The organism is Paraburkholderia caledonica, from assembly GCF_000383275.1.
In the GTDB taxonomy this organism is placed as follows: domain Bacteria; phylum Pseudomonadota; class Gammaproteobacteria; order Burkholderiales; family Burkholderiaceae; genus Paraburkholderia; species Paraburkholderia caledonica.
Genome location: NZ_KB911052.1, coordinates 41,313 through 58,126, shown reverse-complemented (window position 1 = coordinate 58,126; position 16,814 = coordinate 41,313). Strand labels below are relative to the sequence as shown.

Annotated in this window: 15 protein-coding genes and 1 tRNA gene; 6 read left to right on the top strand and 10 right to left on the bottom strand. The window is 62.1% G+C overall.

The annotated features are described in order from the left end of the window. Nucleotides 1–339 precede the first annotated feature (339 nt). From H281_RS0132240 to H281_RS0132225, 4 genes are all read right to left on the bottom strand, one after another. Nucleotides 340–3,363, bottom strand: a complete 3,024-nt coding sequence (locus H281_RS0132240; protein ID WP_020071254.1) for a ribonucleoside-diphosphate reductase subunit alpha — start codon at nucleotides 3,361–3,363, stop codon at nucleotides 340–342. A 538-nt stretch (nucleotides 3,364–3,901) separates the two neighbouring features. Further along, the gene (ampD, locus tag H281_RS0132235; protein ID WP_020071253.1) at nucleotides 3,902–4,498 is read right to left on the bottom strand and encodes a 1,6-anhydro-N-acetylmuramyl-L-alanine amidase AmpD; all 597 of its coding nucleotides are present in this window, start codon (nucleotides 4,496–4,498) and stop codon (nucleotides 3,902–3,904) included. Then, nucleotides 4,495–4,812: a PP0621 family protein gene (locus tag H281_RS0132230; RefSeq protein WP_020071252.1), complete on the bottom strand. Its 318-nt coding sequence runs from the start codon at nucleotides 4,810–4,812 to the stop codon at nucleotides 4,495–4,497. Before H281_RS0132230 ends, ampD begins: the two co-directional genes overlap by 4 nt. 9 nt (nucleotides 4,813–4,821) lie before the next feature. Continuing rightward, complete coding sequence (locus H281_RS0132225) at nucleotides 4,822–5,775, bottom strand: cytochrome C assembly family protein (protein ID WP_020071251.1); 954 nt, start codon at nucleotides 5,773–5,775, stop codon at nucleotides 4,822–4,824. Nucleotides 5,776–5,856: 81 nt separating this feature from the next. Here H281_RS0132225 and ffh point away from each other — a divergent pair, with 81 nt between their 5' ends. Both ffh and H281_RS0132215 read left to right on the top strand, forming a co-directional pair. Beyond that, on the top strand, nucleotides 5,857–7,224 hold the full coding sequence (ffh, locus tag H281_RS0132220) for a signal recognition particle protein (RefSeq protein ID WP_020071250.1): 1,368 nt from the start codon (nucleotides 5,857–5,859) through the stop codon (nucleotides 7,222–7,224). 120 nt (nucleotides 7,225–7,344) lie between these two features. After that, nucleotides 7,345–7,896: a hypoxanthine-guanine phosphoribosyltransferase gene (locus tag H281_RS0132215; RefSeq protein WP_020071249.1), complete on the top strand. Its 552-nt coding sequence runs from the start codon at nucleotides 7,345–7,347 to the stop codon at nucleotides 7,894–7,896. 153 nt (nucleotides 7,897–8,049) lie between these two features. Here H281_RS0132215 and H281_RS0132210 read toward each other — a convergent pair whose 3' ends face one another. Together H281_RS0132210 and H281_RS0132205 are read right to left on the bottom strand one after the other, a co-directional pair. After that, nucleotides 8,050–8,649, bottom strand: a complete 600-nt coding sequence (locus H281_RS0132210; RefSeq protein WP_020071248.1) for a MarC family protein — start codon at nucleotides 8,647–8,649, stop codon at nucleotides 8,050–8,052. 12 nt (nucleotides 8,650–8,661) lie between these two features. Then, nucleotides 8,662–10,398 carry a proline--tRNA ligase gene (locus H281_RS0132205; protein ID WP_020071247.1) on the bottom strand — a complete coding sequence of 579 codons (1,737 nt, stop codon included), beginning with the start codon at nucleotides 10,396–10,398 and terminating at the stop codon, nucleotides 8,662–8,664. A gap of 298 nt (nucleotides 10,399–10,696) precedes the next feature. On the opposite strand from H281_RS0132205, the gene H281_RS0132200 reads away from it, so the two are divergent. Together H281_RS0132200 and H281_RS0132195 are read left to right on the top strand one after the other, a co-directional pair. Continuing rightward, the gene (locus H281_RS0132200) at nucleotides 10,697–11,440 is read left to right on the top strand and encodes an RNA pyrophosphohydrolase (protein ID WP_020071246.1); all 744 of its coding nucleotides are present in this window, start codon (nucleotides 10,697–10,699) and stop codon (nucleotides 11,438–11,440) included. Between the two features lie 85 nt (nucleotides 11,441–11,525). Then, nucleotides 11,526–12,083 (top strand): CNP1-like family protein, encoded by a 558-nt coding sequence (locus tag H281_RS0132195; protein WP_020071245.1) that lies wholly within the window; start codon nucleotides 11,526–11,528, stop codon nucleotides 12,081–12,083. 87 nt (nucleotides 12,084–12,170) lie between these two features. Here the strand turns inward: H281_RS0132195 and proB are convergent, their stop codons facing one another. The 4 genes from proB to rplU all read right to left on the bottom strand — a co-directional run bounded on the left by proB (nucleotide 12,171) and on the right by rplU (nucleotide 15,293). Next, the gene (gene proB / locus H281_RS0132190; RefSeq protein ID WP_027779645.1) at nucleotides 12,171–13,289 is read right to left on the bottom strand and encodes a glutamate 5-kinase; all 1,119 of its coding nucleotides are present in this window, start codon (nucleotides 13,287–13,289) and stop codon (nucleotides 12,171–12,173) included. A gap of 68 nt (nucleotides 13,290–13,357) precedes the next feature. Beyond that, nucleotides 13,358–14,479 carry an Obg family GTPase CgtA gene (gene cgtA / locus H281_RS0132185; RefSeq protein WP_020071243.1) on the bottom strand — a complete coding sequence of 374 codons (1,122 nt, stop codon included), beginning with the start codon at nucleotides 14,477–14,479 and terminating at the stop codon, nucleotides 13,358–13,360. Between the two features lie 213 nt (nucleotides 14,480–14,692). Continuing rightward, a complete protein-coding gene (rpmA, locus tag H281_RS0132180; protein ID WP_020071242.1) occupies nucleotides 14,693–14,956 on the bottom strand; it encodes a 50S ribosomal protein L27 in 264 nt (87 codons plus the stop codon). A 25-nt stretch (nucleotides 14,957–14,981) separates the two neighbouring features. Further along, a complete protein-coding gene (rplU, locus tag H281_RS0132175) occupies nucleotides 14,982–15,293 on the bottom strand; it encodes a 50S ribosomal protein L21 (protein WP_006051835.1) in 312 nt (103 codons plus the stop codon). A 229-nt stretch (nucleotides 15,294–15,522) separates the two neighbouring features. On the opposite strand from rplU, the gene H281_RS0132170 reads away from it, so the two are divergent. Together H281_RS0132170 and H281_RS0132165 are read left to right on the top strand one after the other, a co-directional pair. Beyond that, a complete protein-coding gene (locus H281_RS0132170; protein WP_020071241.1) occupies nucleotides 15,523–16,515 on the top strand; it encodes a polyprenyl synthetase family protein in 993 nt (330 codons plus the stop codon). A gap of 48 nt (nucleotides 16,516–16,563) precedes the next feature. Beyond that, nucleotides 16,564–16,640, top strand: a tRNA-Pro gene (locus tag H281_RS0132165). The last annotated feature ends 174 nt before the right edge of the window (nucleotides 16,641–16,814 follow it).

Here is a 16,814-nt window from a genome sequence, read left to right as displayed (position 1 = left end):
TGGCGATGCGTGTGGCCGACTGCGTTGTTCGCCCTATCGGTCGAAGCGTTGGGTCGCGCGCTCGGATGTTGTCTCGCGCGCTTCGTGAAGTGCCGACTCGTTGCTTCGTTGCCTGGCTTCGTTGCTTCGTCGCCCGACTTCGTGCCTAAGCTTCGTTGCGTGGATGCTTCGCTTCGTTGCGTCGATGAGCGGTGCGGCCTCGCTGACTTCGTCTATCTTGCTTGCCGCACCGCTCGTCGGTTTATATCTGCTTCATCTCTATCAGGTTCGTTGATCGCTGCATGCGGGTCTTTACCTGGAACCCGTCAGCAAGCAACGAACCCGCTTGCTGCTCGACGCTTACTGGCAAGCCTCGCATTCGTCGAAGCCAGGGTCGCCCGGACGCATCATGCAGACGGGACCGTCTGCTTCGGGCGCCGCTTCGACTGCGACTGCCGACGCTGCCGCTGTTGCTGCCGTTGCTGCCTGAAGGCCACCGCCATTGCCGAGTGCACCACCGGCACCGCCGCTCGCGCCGAAACCGCCTGCCGCGCCACCGCCGACACCACCCGTGCCTTCACCGCCGCCCGAGCTCACTGCGTTGAGCGCGCCGTGAGCGACCGTCGACTTCTCGACGTGCGTTGCCGCCATCGTGCGGAGGTAGTACGTGGTCTTCAGACCGCGCACCCATGCAAGCTTGTAGATCTCGTCGAGCTTCTTACCCGATGCGCCGCCCATGTAGATGTTCAGCGACTGCGCCTGGTCGATCCACTTCTGACGGCGCGACGCCGCTTCGACGAGCCACTTCGGATCGACTTCGAACGCGGTCGCGTAGATCGCGCGCAGGTCGGCCGGGATACGGTCGATGCGCGAGAGCGTGCCGTCGAAGTACTTCAGGTCGGCGACCATCACTTCGTCCCACAGGCCGCGCGCCTTCAGGTCACGCACCAGGTAGTCGTTGACTACCGTGAACTCGCCCGACAGGTTCGACTTCACATACAGGTTCTGGAACGTCGGTTCGATACAAGCCGACACGCCGATGATGTTCGAGATCGTCGCCGTCGGCGCGATCGCGATGCAGTTCGAGTTGCGCATGCCGTAAGTGGCGATGCGCTCGCGCAGTTCCGTCCAGTCCATCGACTCGCTGGAATCGACTTCGACATAGCCGCCACGCGCGTCGGCCAGCAGCTTGACCGAGTCTTGCGGGAGGATGCCGCGATCCCACAGCGAGCCGCGGTAGCTGGAGTAACGGCCGCGTTCTTGCGCCAGTTCGGTCGACGCGTAGTAAGCGTAGTAGCAGACCGCTTCCATCGACGTGTCGGCGAACTTGACCGCTTCTTCCGACGCGTACGGCGTGCGCAGCAGATGCAGGCAGTCCTGGAAGCCCATGATGCCCATGCCGACCGGTCGGTGCTTCAGGTTCGAGTTACGCGCCTTGGCAACTGCGTAATAGTTGATGTCGATCACGTTGTCGAGCATGCGCATTGCAACGCTGACAGTGCGCTTGAGCTTGTCGTGGTCGAGTGCGAGCGTGCCGTCGGCCTGTTCCTTCAGATGCGCGACGAGGTTCACTGAGCCCAGGTTGCAGACCGCGATTTCCGAGTCGCTCGTGTTCAGCGTGATTTCCGTGCAAAGGTTCGACGAGTGGACGACGCCGACGTGCTGTTGCGGCGAGCGCACATTGCACGGATCCTTGAACGTGATCCACGGGTGGCCGGTTTCGAACAGCATGCCGAGCATCTTGCGCCACAGTTGCGCCGCGGGCACCTTCTTGAACAGCTTGATCTCGCCGCGCGCGACCTTGTCTTCGTAAGCCGTGTAAGCCGCTTCGAACTCGGCGCCGAACTTGTCGTGCAGGTCCGGGCAGGTGGACGGCGAGAACAGCGTCCAGTCGCCGCCTTCCATCACGCGCTTCATGAACAGGTCGGGAATCCAGTTCGCCGTGTTCATGTCGTGCGTGCGACGACGGTCGTCACCGGTGTTCTTGCGCAGCTCGAGGAACTCTTCAATGTCCAGGTGCCACGTTTCCAGGTACGCGCACACTGCGCCCTTGCGCTTGCCGCCCTGGTTCACGGCGACAGCCGTGTCGTTGACGACCTTCAGGAATGGCACCACGCCTTGCGACTTGCCATTCGTGCCCTTGATGTGCGAGCCGAGCGCACGCACACGCGTCCAGTCGTTGCCGAGACCGCCGGCAAACTTCGAGAGCAGCGCGTTTTCCTTCAGTGCTTCGTAGATGCCGTCCAGGTCGTCGTCGACCGTGGTCAGGTAGCACGACGACAGCTGCGAGCGGCGCGTGCCCGAGTTGAACAGCGTCGGCGTGGACGACATGAAGTCAAAGCTCGACAGCACGTTGTAAAACTCGATCGCCCGCGCTTCGCGGTCGATCTCGTTCAGCGACAGGCCCATTGCGACACGCATAAAGAATGCCTGAGGCATTTCGATACGCACGCCGTCGTGGTGCAGGAAGTAACGGTCATACAGCGTCTGCAGACCGAGATAGCCGAATTGCAGATCGCGGTTGTTGTCGAGCGCGGCACCCAGGCGCTTCAGGTCGAACTGCAGCAGCTTGTCGTCGAGCAGCTCGGCTTGCACGCCGCGCTTGATGAACTGCGGAAAGTACTCGGCGTAACGCTCGCCCATTTCGGCTTGCGTGACTTCTTCTTCGAGAATCTCGCGGCGGATGGTGTGCAGCAGGATGCGAGCGGTGACCTGGCTGTAGGCCGGATCTTTTTCGATCATCGTACGTGCAGCCAGAATCGCCGAGTCGTAGACCTGGCTCATCGGCACGCCGTCGTACAGATTCTTCACCGTTTCCGCGACGATCGGCTCCGCGCTCACCGCGTCACCCAGGTTCGCGCAAGCGGACTCGATAATGCCGCGCAGTGCAGCGAGGTCGAGCGGACGCGTGACGCCGTTGTCCGTGACCGTGAGGCCCGGCGTGCCGGCGGCAGCGTGATCGTCATGAGCGCGCGCCTGCGTGCGCTTCTCGCGATACAGCACGTACGCACGTGCGACGTTGTGCTCGCCGCCGCGCATCAGCGCGAGTTCGACCTGATCCTGAATGTCTTCAATATGGAACGTGCCGCCGTTCGGACGGCTGCGCAGCAGCGCGCGCACCACGTTCTGCGTCAGTTGCTCGACCAGTTCACGCACACGCGCCGACGCCGCGCCTTGACCACCGTTGACGGCGAGAAATGCCTTCGTCACGGCGATGGCGATCTTCGACGGTTCGAACGACACCACGCTGCCATTACGACGGATCACCTTGTAGTCGGCGTACGTCGCTTGCGGCGCGAGCGCTTGAGTGCCTTGTGCCTGGCCGAACGCCTGGCCAGTCGGTGATCCCTCATACCGGGTCGTCACGTTGTCGGTGGTTTGCATGTGCAAAGCTCCTGGTCCTGGAAATGTTGCGGCGAGTGCCGCGGATTAAAACGAACGCTGCGCCGCCGCGTGCGCAAGCGAGGAGGTGCAGGAAAAAGACCGGCCTGGGCGGCTGGCGGGATGCGACTGCGATGAAGCCTGATTCGAATTGAAAACGGTCTTCGTCGTATGTGTCGCGATCACTCTCAGCCCCTTTCCTGATGCTTTTGGTTGCCGCCGGCTGGTCAGGTCCGGCTGCGCTGCAGGATTATTTTTCGCTGCCTGGAATGCTTGCGGCGCCGTGCTCAGAGAGCGGGGCGCCGCGACTTGTGCACGTAGTTATGCACTCGGTTATTCACACAGTTATACACAGGACACACAATATCTAGTGCGTAACTGAATTTGTGGCACCAAGTATAGTGGAGATTCGAGACAGGTCAAACGGTTTTATTTGCTTTTGAAGTCTTGACTTTTGCACCGCGCGGCGCGAAGCGCTCCACCTGCAGAAGCAGGCAGAGCCTCGCTCTGCGGCTCACGCGCGACGTCGCGCAAAGTGCCGTTACAGCGCTCTGGAAAACTTGAGATAGGGGAAATACCGATCCGCCAGCAACGTATCGCGTTGCAGACGCGCCCACTCGAAATGTGGTCCTGGATCAGTCTTGCGACCAGGCGCAATGTCGGAGTGCCCGGCAAGCGCTTCGATCGGATAACGAGCCGTCAGCGCACTGACGAGCGAGCCGAGCGTGCGGTATTGCGCCGCCTCGAAAGGAGTCGTGTCACTGCCTTCCAGTTCGATGCCGATCGAGAAATCATTGCAACGCTCACGGCCGAAAAAGTTCGATGGGCCCGCGTGCCACGCGCGCTCATTGCACGACACGAACTGCTCGAGCGCGCCGTCGCGATGAATCACGAAGTGCGCGGACACCCGCACGCCGCGCAGATGCGCGTCGTAATAAGGATGCGCGTCACAATCGAGCGTATTGAGAAACAGTTCGGCGATCGCCGTGCCGCCGAACTGGTTAGGCGGCAGGCTGATGTTGTGGACCACGATCAGAGTCGGCACCGCGCCTTGCGGCCGTGCTTCGAAATTCGGCGATGGCAGCCTGCGCGCTTGTGCGACCCAACCGTCTGCGTCGACGGCGAACGCGATGCTCATCGGGCGTCGCGGCCCGTGGGTCGTGCGCCGTGCCGCCGCGCGTGAGCGGCGCTGCAGAACGGCTGCCCGGCGACGACCACCGAGTCGCTCTTAGGCGCATGCACGCCGCACTCGACGCAACGGATCATCGGCTCAGCGAGTTGAGGCGGTTGTGCGGGACGCGCGGCACCGTTGCCATTGCCGGCGGCGCCCGATGCGCCTCGCGCGCCGCCGGCGCCGGTGCGTTGTGCTGTGTGCGCGTCATGACGGCGCAGCGCCTTCACAAGCCACTGGCCGACGAAGAACAATATGATGAGCAGAAAGATTTGTCGCATGGGGCACGCTCACACTACAGCACGGTGCAACAGCACCTCGAAAACAAAACGGCTTCCGACGTACGCCAGCAGCAACGCGACGAACGACGCCAGCACCCAGCGCAATGCAGCACGGCCGCGCCAGCCGGACACCTTGCGCGCAGTCAGAAGCGCGCCGAACATGACCCACGAAAGAATCGCAAACACGGTCTTGTGATCGAGACGCAGCGCGCGGTCGACCAGTTGCTCGCTGAACAGGATCCCCGACACGAGCGTCAGCGTGAGCAGCACGAAACCGGCGCCGATCAGACGGAACAGCAGCTTCTCGAGCGTGAGCAACGGCGGCAGCGTGTCGAGCCAGCTGGAGAGCCAACCGTTGCCTGCCGCAGCCACGTTCCGTTGCGCGATTCCGCCGCGCATTGCATGAAGACGCCGCTCGACGAGCAGCATCAGAATGGCGTGCAGCGCTGCGATCGCGAACAGACCATAGGCGATGTTGGCGATCAGAAAGTGCAGCTTGAACATGGGTGCGGCCGAATACGGCAGCACACGCACGCCGTTGAACGCGAGCGGCAATAACGAGGCGACGCAGGCGAGCGGCAACACCAGCAGACGCAGTCCGTCGAGCGGAAAAAAGAAGCTTTCTATCCAGTAGATGCCCGCGCCGAGCCAGAACATGGCGGACAGCGCAAACGCAAAGCCGAACACCATGGCGTTCTGCGGGAAGATCGTGGTGTGCAGCAGCACGCCGTGCGCGAGCAGCGCGACGAACAGCAACGCGCGGCCGGACGAACTCATGCCCGAAGCCGCCGAGCCGGCGAACCCGGACTGTGCCTGCGTGTTCGCGCCGGTGGTCGCGGCAGCCGGCATTGGCGGAACGCTTTCCAGCATGGGGCGCGACCCGGCGTGCCGGTGCGAGCGCCAGCCGGCTACGGCGAGTCCGCCGTACAGGAGCGCAGTGAGGGCATACAGTACAATATCCATATTCGAAGTTTACACTAGGCCCCTGATCCGCGACGTCTTCCACTTCGCGCTCGCCCGGGGCCGCACTGTTCATCGCTCCCCATGCTCGACAATCTGACTCAACGGATGGCGCGCGTCGTCAAGACGCTGCGCGGCGAAGCCCGGCTCACCGAGGCGAACACCCAGGAAATGCTGCGCGAGGTGCGTCTGGCGCTGCTCGAGGCGGACGTGGCGCTGCCCGTCGTGCGCGAGTTCATCGCCAAGGTGAAAGAGAAGGCGCTCGGCGAAGAAGTGATTAGCAGCCTGTCGCCAGGTCAGGCGCTCGTCGGCGTCGTGCAGCGCGAGCTGACCGCCGTGATCGGCGGCGACTACGAAGGCAAAGCCGCTGAACTGAATCTCGCCGTCACGCCGCCGGCCGTCATTCTGATGGCGGGTCTGCAAGGCGCGGGTAAAACGACCACGGTCGGCAAGCTCGCCAAGCTGCTGCGCGAGAAGTACAAGAAAAAGGTTCTGACTGTTTCGTGCGACGTCTATCGCCCCGCTGCTATCGCGCAGTTGAAGACGGTAACCGAGCAGGTCGGCGCGGACTTCTTCCCGTCGGAACCGGATCAGAAGCCGGTGGATATCGCGCGTGCCGCGGTCGACTGGGCGAGGCGTCATTATCACGACGTGCTGCTGGTCGACACGGCCGGCCGTCTAGGTATCGACGAAGCGATGATGCAGGAAATCACCGCGCTGCACACCACGTTGAAGCCGGCGGAAACGCTGTTCGTCGTCGATGCAATGCTCGGCCAGGACGCGGTCAACACCGCCAAAGCATTTAGCGACGCGCTGCCGCTCACCGGCGTGGTGCTCACCAAGCTCGACGGCGACTCGCGCGGTGGCGCCGCACTCTCGGTGCGTCACGTCACGGGCAAGCCGATCAAGTTCGTCGGCGTCGCGGAAAAGCTCGACGGCCTTGAAGTCTTCTACCCGGATCGTATGGCGAACCGGATTCTCGGCATGGGCGACATTCTCGCCCTCGTCGAGGAAGCGCAACGCGGCGTGGACGTTCAGGCCGCGCAGAAGCTCGCCGATAAGGTCAAGAAAGGCGGCGACTTCGATCTCAACGATTTCCGCGCGCAACTGACGCAAATGAAGGGCATGGGCGGCCTCTCGTCGCTGATGGACAAGCTGCCCGCGCAATTCCAGCAGGCCGCCGCCGGCGCCGACATGAGCCAGGCTGAAAAGCAGATGCGCCGCATGGAAGGCATCATCAATTCCATGACGCCGCTCGAGCGCGCCAAGCCGGATCTCATCAAGGCCACGCGCAAGCGCCGCATCGCCGCGGGTGCGGGCGTGCAGGTGCAGGAAGTCAACCGCATGCTGAACCAGTACGATCAGATGCGCACCATGATGAAAAAGCTGAAAGGCGGCAATCTGCAAAAGATGATGCGCGGCATGAAGGGCATGTTGCCCGGCATGCGCTAAGCTTTAGCAAGACGGCGGCGCGCGGGTTGCCGACCCGGCCCGCAGCCACCGTCACCATGGGAACTTCCTTCAGGGCGTTCCCACTCACACTATGTATACAGTTACCGCCCGCCAGACGTCATGAACCGCGAAGAAGCTCTCCACATTTTTAGCCACTCCGAAGAAATCGTTTCGGCCGACGAGGTCAACGCGTCGATCAGCGGCATGGCGACCTCCATCCGCAACGAAATGAGCGAGGACTTTCCGCTCGTGCTGTCGGTGATGGGCGGCGCCGCGGTCTTCACCGGCATGCTGTTGCCGCACCTCGATTTCCCGCTCGAGTTCGACTACATCCACCTCACCCGCTATCGCAACACCACGAAGGGCGGCAACGAGATGCAATGGCGCGTGGCGCCGGCCGAGTCGGTGAAGGATCGCGTGGTGCTGGTGCTCGACGACATCCTCGACGAAGGCGAGACGATGGCCGCGATCCGCGACCGCATCCTTGCAATGGGCGCCAAGCGCTTCCTGAGCGCCGTGCTGTGCGAAAAGATCATTCCGAAGGCGAAGCCGCTGCGGCCCGATTACTGCGGCTTCGAAGTGCCGGACCGCTATGTTTTCGGCTGCGGCATGGACGCCAAAGGCTACTGGCGCAATCTGCCCACTATTCGCGCGTTGACCGAAGGCGCTTGAATCGCCCGGCGCGCAAATCACGAGATAAAAAAAGCGGCCCACTGGGCCGCTTTTTGTTGCATCGAACGTTGCTTGCGGGTTTCACTCAGCTAAATCGGCTAGAGATCCGTCCAGGTGTTGCCAATTGCCGCTTCGACAGACACCGCACGTTACTTACAGTTGATGCACGAACGCGCGGATACCGCCAAGCATCATCTCCACCGAAATCGCCACCAGCACGAGTCCCATTAGCCGTTCGAATGCCATCATGGTTCGCTCGCCGAGCCAGGCCTGAATACGCTCGGCCAGCATCAGCACCACTGCGCAGACGATCATGGTGACGGTCAGCGCGCCGATCCACTCGAACATCTTGCCGGGCGCCTGCGACGTCAGCAGCATCACGGTTGCCAGCGCCGACGGTCCTGCCAGCGCGGGAATGGCAAGCGGCACGATCAACGGCTCGCCGCCGCGCACGTCGCCGCCGAAAGGGCCGTCCGGATGCGGGAACACCATACGCAGCGCAATCAGGAACAACACGATGCCGCCGCCGATGCGCAACGACTGGTCGGTGAGACTCATCATGCGCAAAAACGCGTCGCCGACGACCATGAACACCAGCAGGATCGCAAACGCGATCGCGACTTCTCGCAGAATCACCGCGGTGCGCCGCTTCGGCGACACACCGCGCAGACAACTGATGAAGAGCGGAATGTTGCCGAGCGGGTCAGTGATCAGGATCAGCAGCACGGTCGCGGACAGGAAGGTGTACTCCACCGTCCGCCCCGCTTAACGCGCCAGCGCCGCGCGAACCTTCCCGATGACCGTTTGCGCGGCTTCATCGACCGGCAGCAAGGTCGCCTCCGCGTCGCGGCGGCCCTGATATTCGAGCTTGCCTTCCTTCAGGCCACGATCGCCGATCACGAGACGGTGCGGCACGCCGATCAGCTCCCAGTCGGCGAACATCACGCCGGGGCGCTCGCCGCGATCGTCGAGAATCACGTCGATGCCCGCTTCGACCAGTTCGGCGTAGAGCTTGTCGGCCTGCTCGCGCACGGCTTCGCTGCGGTCATAGCCCATCGGGCACAGCACGACTTCGAACGGCGCGATCGATTCCGGCCAGATGATGCCCTTGTCGTCGAAATTCTGTTCGATCGCGGCGCCAAGAATACGCGTGACGCCGATGCCGTAACAGCCCATTTCCATAGGCTGCGGCTTGCCGTTTTCGTCGAGGCACGTTGCGTTCATTGCTTCCGAATACTTGGTGCCGAGCTGGAAGACGTGGCCGACTTCGATGCCGCGGCAAATGTCGATCACGCCTTTGCCGTCCGGCGACGGATCGCCCTTCTTCACGTTGCGAATATCGGCAACGACCGGTTCCGGCAGATCGCGACCCCAGTTCACGCCCGTCGTGTGGTAGTCCACCTCGTTCGATCCCACCACGAAGTCGCTCATGTTCGCGACCGTGCGGTCCGCGACGACTTTCACCGGCTTCTTTGTGTTGAGGGGACCGAGATAGCCCGGCGGCGTGCCGAACGTCTCGATGATCTCGGCCTCGGTCGCCATGCGGAAATCGGCGAGGCCCGGCAACTTGCTTGCCTTGATCTCGTTCAGGTCGTGATCGCCGCGAAGCATCAGCAACCAGATGGTCGGCTCGGCGCCTTCGTTTTCGGTAGCGAGCACGATCGACTTGATGGTGCGCTCGAGCGGAATGTTCAGCAGCTCGGCGACGGCCTCGCACTTTGCCTTGCCCGGCGTCGGCGTCTTTTTCATCTGCTCGGTGGGCGCCGCGCGCTGTGCGTAGAGCGGCAAAGCTTCGGCCGCTTCGACGTTCGCAGCGAAGTCGGACGTCGGGCAGTAGGCGATTGCGTCCTCACCCGTATCGGCGATCACGTGGAATTCATGCGAGCCGCTGCCGCCGATCGAACCGTTGTCCGCCGCGACCGCGCGGAAATCGAGACCGAGGCGCGTGAAAATGCGCACGTACGCGTCGTACATCTTGCGATATGACTCGCGCAGGCCTGCCGCGTCCTTGTCGAACGAGTACGCGTCTTTCATGATGAACTCGCGGCCGCGCATTACGCCGAAACGCGGACGGATTTCGTCGCGGAACTTCGTCTGGATCTGATAGAAGTTGACCGGCAGCTGACGGTAGCTCTTGATCTGCCCACGCGCGATGTCTGTCACCACTTCTTCGTGGGTCGGTCCGATCACGAAGTCGGATTGCTTGCGGTCTTTGAAGCGAAGGAGTTCGGGGCCGTATTTTTCCCAGCGACCCGACTCCTGCCATAGCTCGGCCGGCTGCACGGCCGGCATCAGCAGCTCGATCGCGCCTGCCCGGTTCATTTCCTCACGCACGATCGCTTCTACCTTGCGGATCGAGCGCAAGCCGATCGGCAGGTAGTTATAGATGCCGCCGGCGACGCGGCGGATCATGCCGGCACGCACCATGAGCTTGTGACTGACGATCTCGGCGTCGGCCGGAGCTTCTTTCAGGGTGCCGATAAAGAAACGGGAAGCTTTCATTCAGATTTTCCAAAAGCGGCGGCTCCGGAGGGACCGCCCGAAAGGGTAAAAACAGGGAAATCGATACGGCTGCCTGGCTGGGGCCGCCCGGTTCGCCGCTCCGGCGCAAGGGCCGCCGCCGGGGCGCTCAAGCCGCCGCGCAAAGTCTTTCGCACAAGGGATCAGGCACGCAAAGACGGACAGGCTACCGCAAAGCAGGCCTTTTGCGGCGAATCGTTCCAATCTGGTGCGAATCGGTGCGTCGGGTCCGTTATCTGTTTATAATCAAAGCAATTTTAAAGGATTCGAAGGTGGTTGTATGCTGGATCGTGAAGGCTTTCGCCCGAACGTCGGCATCATCCTCTTGAACGCGCACAACGAGGTGTTTTGGGGCAAACGGCTCCGTGAACATTCCTGGCAGTTTCCGCAGGGGGGCATCAAGTACGGAGAGACCCCCGTGCAAGCGATGTATCGGGAGTTACACGAAGAAACCGGTCTGCTTCCGGAGCACGTCAAGGTGATTGGTCGCACGCGCGACTGGTTGCGTTACGAGGTGCCTGACAAGTTCATCAAGCGCGAGGTACGCGGTCACTACCGCGGCCAGAAACAAATCTGGTTCTTGCTCCGAATGGTAGGGCGCGATTGCGACATCTGCTTGCGCGCCACAGACCACCCGGAGTTCGATGCCTGGCGCTGGAACGAGTATTGGGTACCGCTCGACTGTGTGATCGAGTTCAAGCGGGATGTTTATCAGTTGGCGCTGACGGAGCTATCCCGTTTCATGCGCCGCACTGCGCCGCGTGCGGAAAAACCCAGCGGGCACCACGGGCCGCGTTATCCCCGGATAGCGTCGTCAATGGAAAGTCCGCCGGATTCCACGGTAATGACGGTGACCACGGTTACGTCCGTCAGAATCGAAACTTCGGTTCACACGACAAGCGTGTCCGATTGCGGCGAAGCTGCCGGCTCGGGGAACGAGGCCGGCACCGTATCGGAACTCGACGACGACTCGGCTCGCGAGGCTGCGGGTTCGATGTTCCGTCATCACGGCGTGCGCAACTGACCTTCTGCACGGCCGTCTACGTCGCCTATGTCGTCTATGCGGGCGCGGCTTCTTGAGCCGCGCCCGCTTTTTCGAGGAAACCATATTGAAAGCACTTGCTCTCGTCGTGGCGTGCGTCGCCACCGGCGCCCTGCTGACTGGCTGTTCGAGCGCCGGCAAAACCACCAACAAGGACGACAGCGCCTTTGCCTATCTGCTGGACCGGCCGAGCAATTGGGTCGAAAACAAGGTCGAGACTTTGCCACCGCTGCCGCAGGACTCGAACCTGCTGCCTTTCGAGGTGTCAGGCAATACGCCGCTACATTTCGCTATCGACAAGAACTCGCTGACCGTCGGCTCCGACGGCGTTGTGCGCTATACCGTGGTGGTGACGAGCCCGAGCGGCGCCCGCAACGTGAACTACGAAGGCATTCGCTGCGACACCTATGAATGGCGCCTGTATGCCGGCCTGAACGCGGATCACGACGATTGGGACAGGACGGTCGCGAACGACTTCACGCGTATCGAGAATGGCGCGCTGAACGCGTATCACGCGGCGCTGTACCAGGATTATCTGTGCGCGAACAAGATCCCGACGGGGAGCGCAAAGACGATTGTGGAAAACATCCGCTATAAGCGCACGGCGACTTCGTTGATTCACTGACGCTTCGCCGACGCGCCAGAAGAAAAGCCGTTCCTGCACTTCGCCGGAACGGCTTTTTTACATGTTGCGCGTGAGCCGGTTAGCTACTCAAACCAGCACCAGGTTGTCGCGATGAATCAGTTCGGGCTCCAGCATATAGCCGAGCACTGATTCGATCTCGCCGCTCGGACGCCGCTGGATCAGTTTTGTCTCCGCACTGCTGTAGTTGGTGAGGCCGCGCGCTACTTCCCGGCCGGCTGCGTTGAGGCACGCGATCACCTCGCCGCGAGCAAAGGCTCCCTGCACGCCGACAATGCCGATGGGCAGCAAGCTCTTTCCGCCTGCCGTCAGTTTCTCCACGGCTCCGTCGTCGATCACGACATGGCCGCGCACCTGCAAGTGATCGGCCATCCATTGCTTGCGCGCCGCCATGCGCGCGGTGCGAGCGATCAACTGCGTGCCGATCGCCTCGCCAGACGCGAGCCGCGACAGCACGTCCGCTTCGCGCCCGCTCGCGATCACCGTGTTTGCGCCGCTGTGAGCGGCGCGCTTGGCGGCGAGAATCTTGGTGAGCATGCCGCCGCGACCGAGGCTTGAGCCAGCGCCGCCAGCCATGGCTTCCAGGTCTGGCGCCCCGGCATCTGCCTGCTGAACGAGCGTAGCGTTCGGGTCCTTCCGGGGATCGGCGGTAAAAAGCCCTTGCTGATCAGTGAGGATAATGAGCGCGTCACCCTCAATGAGATTCGCGACCAGTGCGCCCAGCGTGTCGTTGTCGCCGAACTTGATTTCGTCGGTGACGACCGTGTCGTTCTCGTTGATGATCGGCACCACGCCGAGCCGCAGCAGCGTCAGCAACGTGGAACGCGCGTTCAGATAGCGCTCGCGGTCTGCAAGGTCGGCATGAGTCAGCAGGATTTGTGCGGTTTGAATCGAATGTTCGGCGAAGCGGCTTTCGTAGACCTGCGCGAGGCCCATTTGGCCGACAGCGGCGGCGGCCTGCAATTCGTCGATCTCGCGCGGGCGCTTGCTCCAACCGAGCCGCTGCATTCCTTCGGCGATGGCGCCGGAACTGACTAGCACCACTTCCTTGCTCTGCGCGCGCAGTGCGGCAATCTGCGCAGCCCAACGGCCGATCGCAGCATGATCGAGGCCGCGCCCGTCATTCGTGACGAGGCTCGAGCCGACTTTCACTACCAATCGCCGTGAATCTGCGATGACGGAACGCATTGTGCGCAGCTCCCAAGATGACGCCTGACGCGCGCCGCCAACCCGCAAAGGCCCGGCGCCCCAATTGTTCAGCCCTGCGGGTCGGCGCTGGATTCGCCAGCGGCGGCAGGTGCTTCCGGCTTCTCGCGAAAGCGTACGTCGGCGGCGAGATCTTCGGCTTCGGCCGCGCGCTGCGCTTCCGAATGGGCCGCGATGTAGTCGAACACCGCATAGCAGAGGTTCTCGCAACCTTGACCAGTTAGAGCCGAGATTTCGAACACCGGGCCGTCCCAGCCGAAGCCCTCGATAAACGCAGAAACACGCGCTTCACGCTCGTCTTCAGGCACCATATCGAGCTTGTTGAGCACGAGCCAGCGCGGCTTCTGATACAACAGCTCGTCGTACTTGCGCAGTTCGTTCACGATCGCCTTGGCTTCCGCGACTGGATCGACCGCTTCGTCGAACGGTGCCAGGTCGACGATGTGCAGCAGCAAGCCCGTGCGCTGCAAATGCCGCAGGAACTGGTGGCCGAGGCCCGCGCCTTCCGCGGCGCCTTCGATCAGACCTGGAATGTCGGCGATCACAAAGCTGCGGCTCGGACCAACGCGAACCACGCCGAGATTCGGCGCAAGCGTAGTGAACGGATAGTCGGCGATCTTCGGCTTCGCGTTCGACACTGAAGAGATGAACGTGGACTTGCCCGCGTTCGGCATGCCGAGCAAGCCGACGTCGGCCAGCACCTTCAACTCGAGGCGCACCATGCGTCGCTCGCCCGGCTTGCCGTCGGTTTTCTGACGCGGAGCGCGGTTGGTGCTGGATTTGAAATGCAGATTGCCGAGACCGCCCGCACCGCCCTGCGCGATCTGCACGCTCTGATTGTGCTCGGTCAGATCGGCGATCAGTTCGCCGGTTTCCATGTCGGTAATCGTGGTGCCGACCGGCATGCGCAGCGTGATGTCGTCGCCGCCCTTGCCGTAGCAGTCCGCGCCGCGGCCGTTCTCGCCGTTTCGCGCCATATGTTTTTTCGCGTAGCGGTAGTCGATCAGCGTGTTGATGTTGCGGTCTGCTACCGCAATGACGCTGCCGCCCCGGCCGCCGTCGCCGCCATCCGGGCCGCCGAACGGAACGAACTTCTCGCGGCGCATCGACGCGCTGCCATCCCCTCCGTCGCCGGCGATGACTTCAATCCTCGCTTCGTCAATGAACTTCATGCGTAACTCCGTCCCGTGGTGTACTGCCAGATGGTGCTGCTGAATACTACTGGATGCTGCTATTTTGCCGCGCCCGCCGCGCGATGATCAATCGACCGAACGGCATAGGCGCAGCGCCGGAATTGCAGCGCCAACGTGCCTTGCCGCAATAAAAAAAGCCCCGCTAACTTCGCGGGGCCTTTTTCCGGTCCTGAAGCCCGTGCCTGAGTGAACTCAGACTGCTGCCGGGACGACGTTGACCATGTGCTTCTTCGCGGCGCCTTTCGTCGAGAACTGAACGTGGCCGTCCGTCAGCGCGAACAAGGTGTGATCCTTGCCGATGCCGACGTTCTCGCCAGCGTGCATACGCGTGCCACGTTGACGAACGATGATGCCGCCAGCGTTGATAGCCTGACCGCCGTACACTTTCACGCCAAGTCGCTTCGACTCGGAGTCGCGGCCGTTCCGGGACGATCCGCCTGCCTTTTTGTGTGCCATTTGATTTGCTCCTTAACCGGTGCGCTTACGCGTTGATCGCGTCGATGCGCAGTTCGGTATAGTTCTGGCGGTGGCCGCCATGCTTCTGGTAGTGCTTCCGGCGACGCATCTTGAAGATGGTCACTTTCTTGTGACGACCTTGCGACACGACGGTAGCCTTGACGGAAGCCCCACTGACCAGCGGCGCACCGAACTTAATCGATTCGCCTTCGCCCACTGCGAGAACCTGGTCGAGCGTGATTTCAGCGTCAATGTCTGCCGGTATCTGTTCTACTTTAAGTTTTTCGCCGACGGCAACTTTATACTGCTTGCCACCGGTTTTTATGACCGCGTACATTGAGAACCTCACTCTGTGTTCATTTTTTCCACGCACCGCGCGCGGAAACCCGTGATTATACATAGAGTTAGCTGCTCGGTCAAAACTCATTCAGAGCGGCCCTGCGTTCCGCCCGCGTGACGCGCAGCCCAGCGCGTGGCGGTGTCCACGAGCGCGCCGCGCGGCAGTCCGCGACCCGGAACAACCGCGATTCGCCTTATAATTCGCGGCACTACCCAATTCAGCCATCATGTCGTCGACTGCCACCACCTCCTCCAACGCCGCCAGCCTGCTCGCTCCGATCGCCGAAGACATGCAGCAGGTGAATCGCGTCATCCGGCACCGTCTTGCGTCCGAGGTGATGCTGATCAACCAGATTTCCGAGTACATCATCAGTGCCGGCGGCAAACGGCTGCGGCCGGCGCTTCTGCTCCTGGTGGCCGGCGCGCTCGGCGAAACCACGGGGCACCGGCACGAACTGGCGGCGGTCGTCGAATTCATCCACACAGCAACCCTGCTGCACGACGACGTGGTCGACGAATCGGATCTGCGGCGCGGCCGCCAGACCGCCAACGCGCTGTTCGGCAATGCGGCGAGCGTGCTGGTCGGCGACTTTCTCTATTCGCGCTCGTTCCAGATGATGGTGGGCGTGGGCAAGATGCGTGTCATGGAGATTTTGTCGGAAGCCACCAATATCATCTCCGAAGGTGAAGTGCTGCAACTGCTGAACATGCACGACGCTGACGTGGACCAAGCCCGCTACATGCAGGTGATCCGCTACAAGACTGCCAAGCTCTTCGAGGCTGCGGCTCAGCTCGGCGCGGTGCTGGCCGGCGCAGATGCCAGAACCGAAGCAGCGGCGGCGGAATTCGGCCGGCGCATCGGTACGGCTTTCCAGATTATGGACGACTGGCTCGACTACACGGGCACGGCGGAGTCGATGGGGAAAAATGCCGGCGACGATCTGCGCGAGGGCAAGCCCACGCTGCCGCTCATCTATTTGATAGAGCGCGGCACGCCCGAGCAGTCGGCTCTCGCTCGCGAGGCCATCGAGCAAGGCGGCACCGACCGTTTCGACACGATCTTCGAGGCGATCACACGTTCCGGAGCGCTGGATCACACGCTCGAATGCGCGAAACAGGAAGCACAAGCTGCGGCAGCCGCGATTTGTTCGTTTCCTGATTCCATTTACAAAGAAAGCCTGCTAGAATTATGTTCTTACTCGACGGCGAGACAGTCTTAAACAAGACTCAAACGCCGGTTTAGTCTGAATCGAGTCCGCAGTACACATCGGGGTGTAGCTTAGCCTGGTAGAGCGCTACGTTCGGGACGTAGAGGCCGGAGGTTCGAATCCTCTCACCCCGACCAGATTCGCCTTGTTAGTTCAAGGCTCGAAAAACCGCCCAGCTTGCTCGGCGGTTTTTTGTTTTTGCGGCCGGATCTCGCCGCCCTGCTCGCCGCGCCCGCACGCAGTTCTGGCTGAAGCCGCCCGGCTCGCAACTTCCCTGGTGGCGGGTTGCGCCGCCCCCTCTGCTATATTCT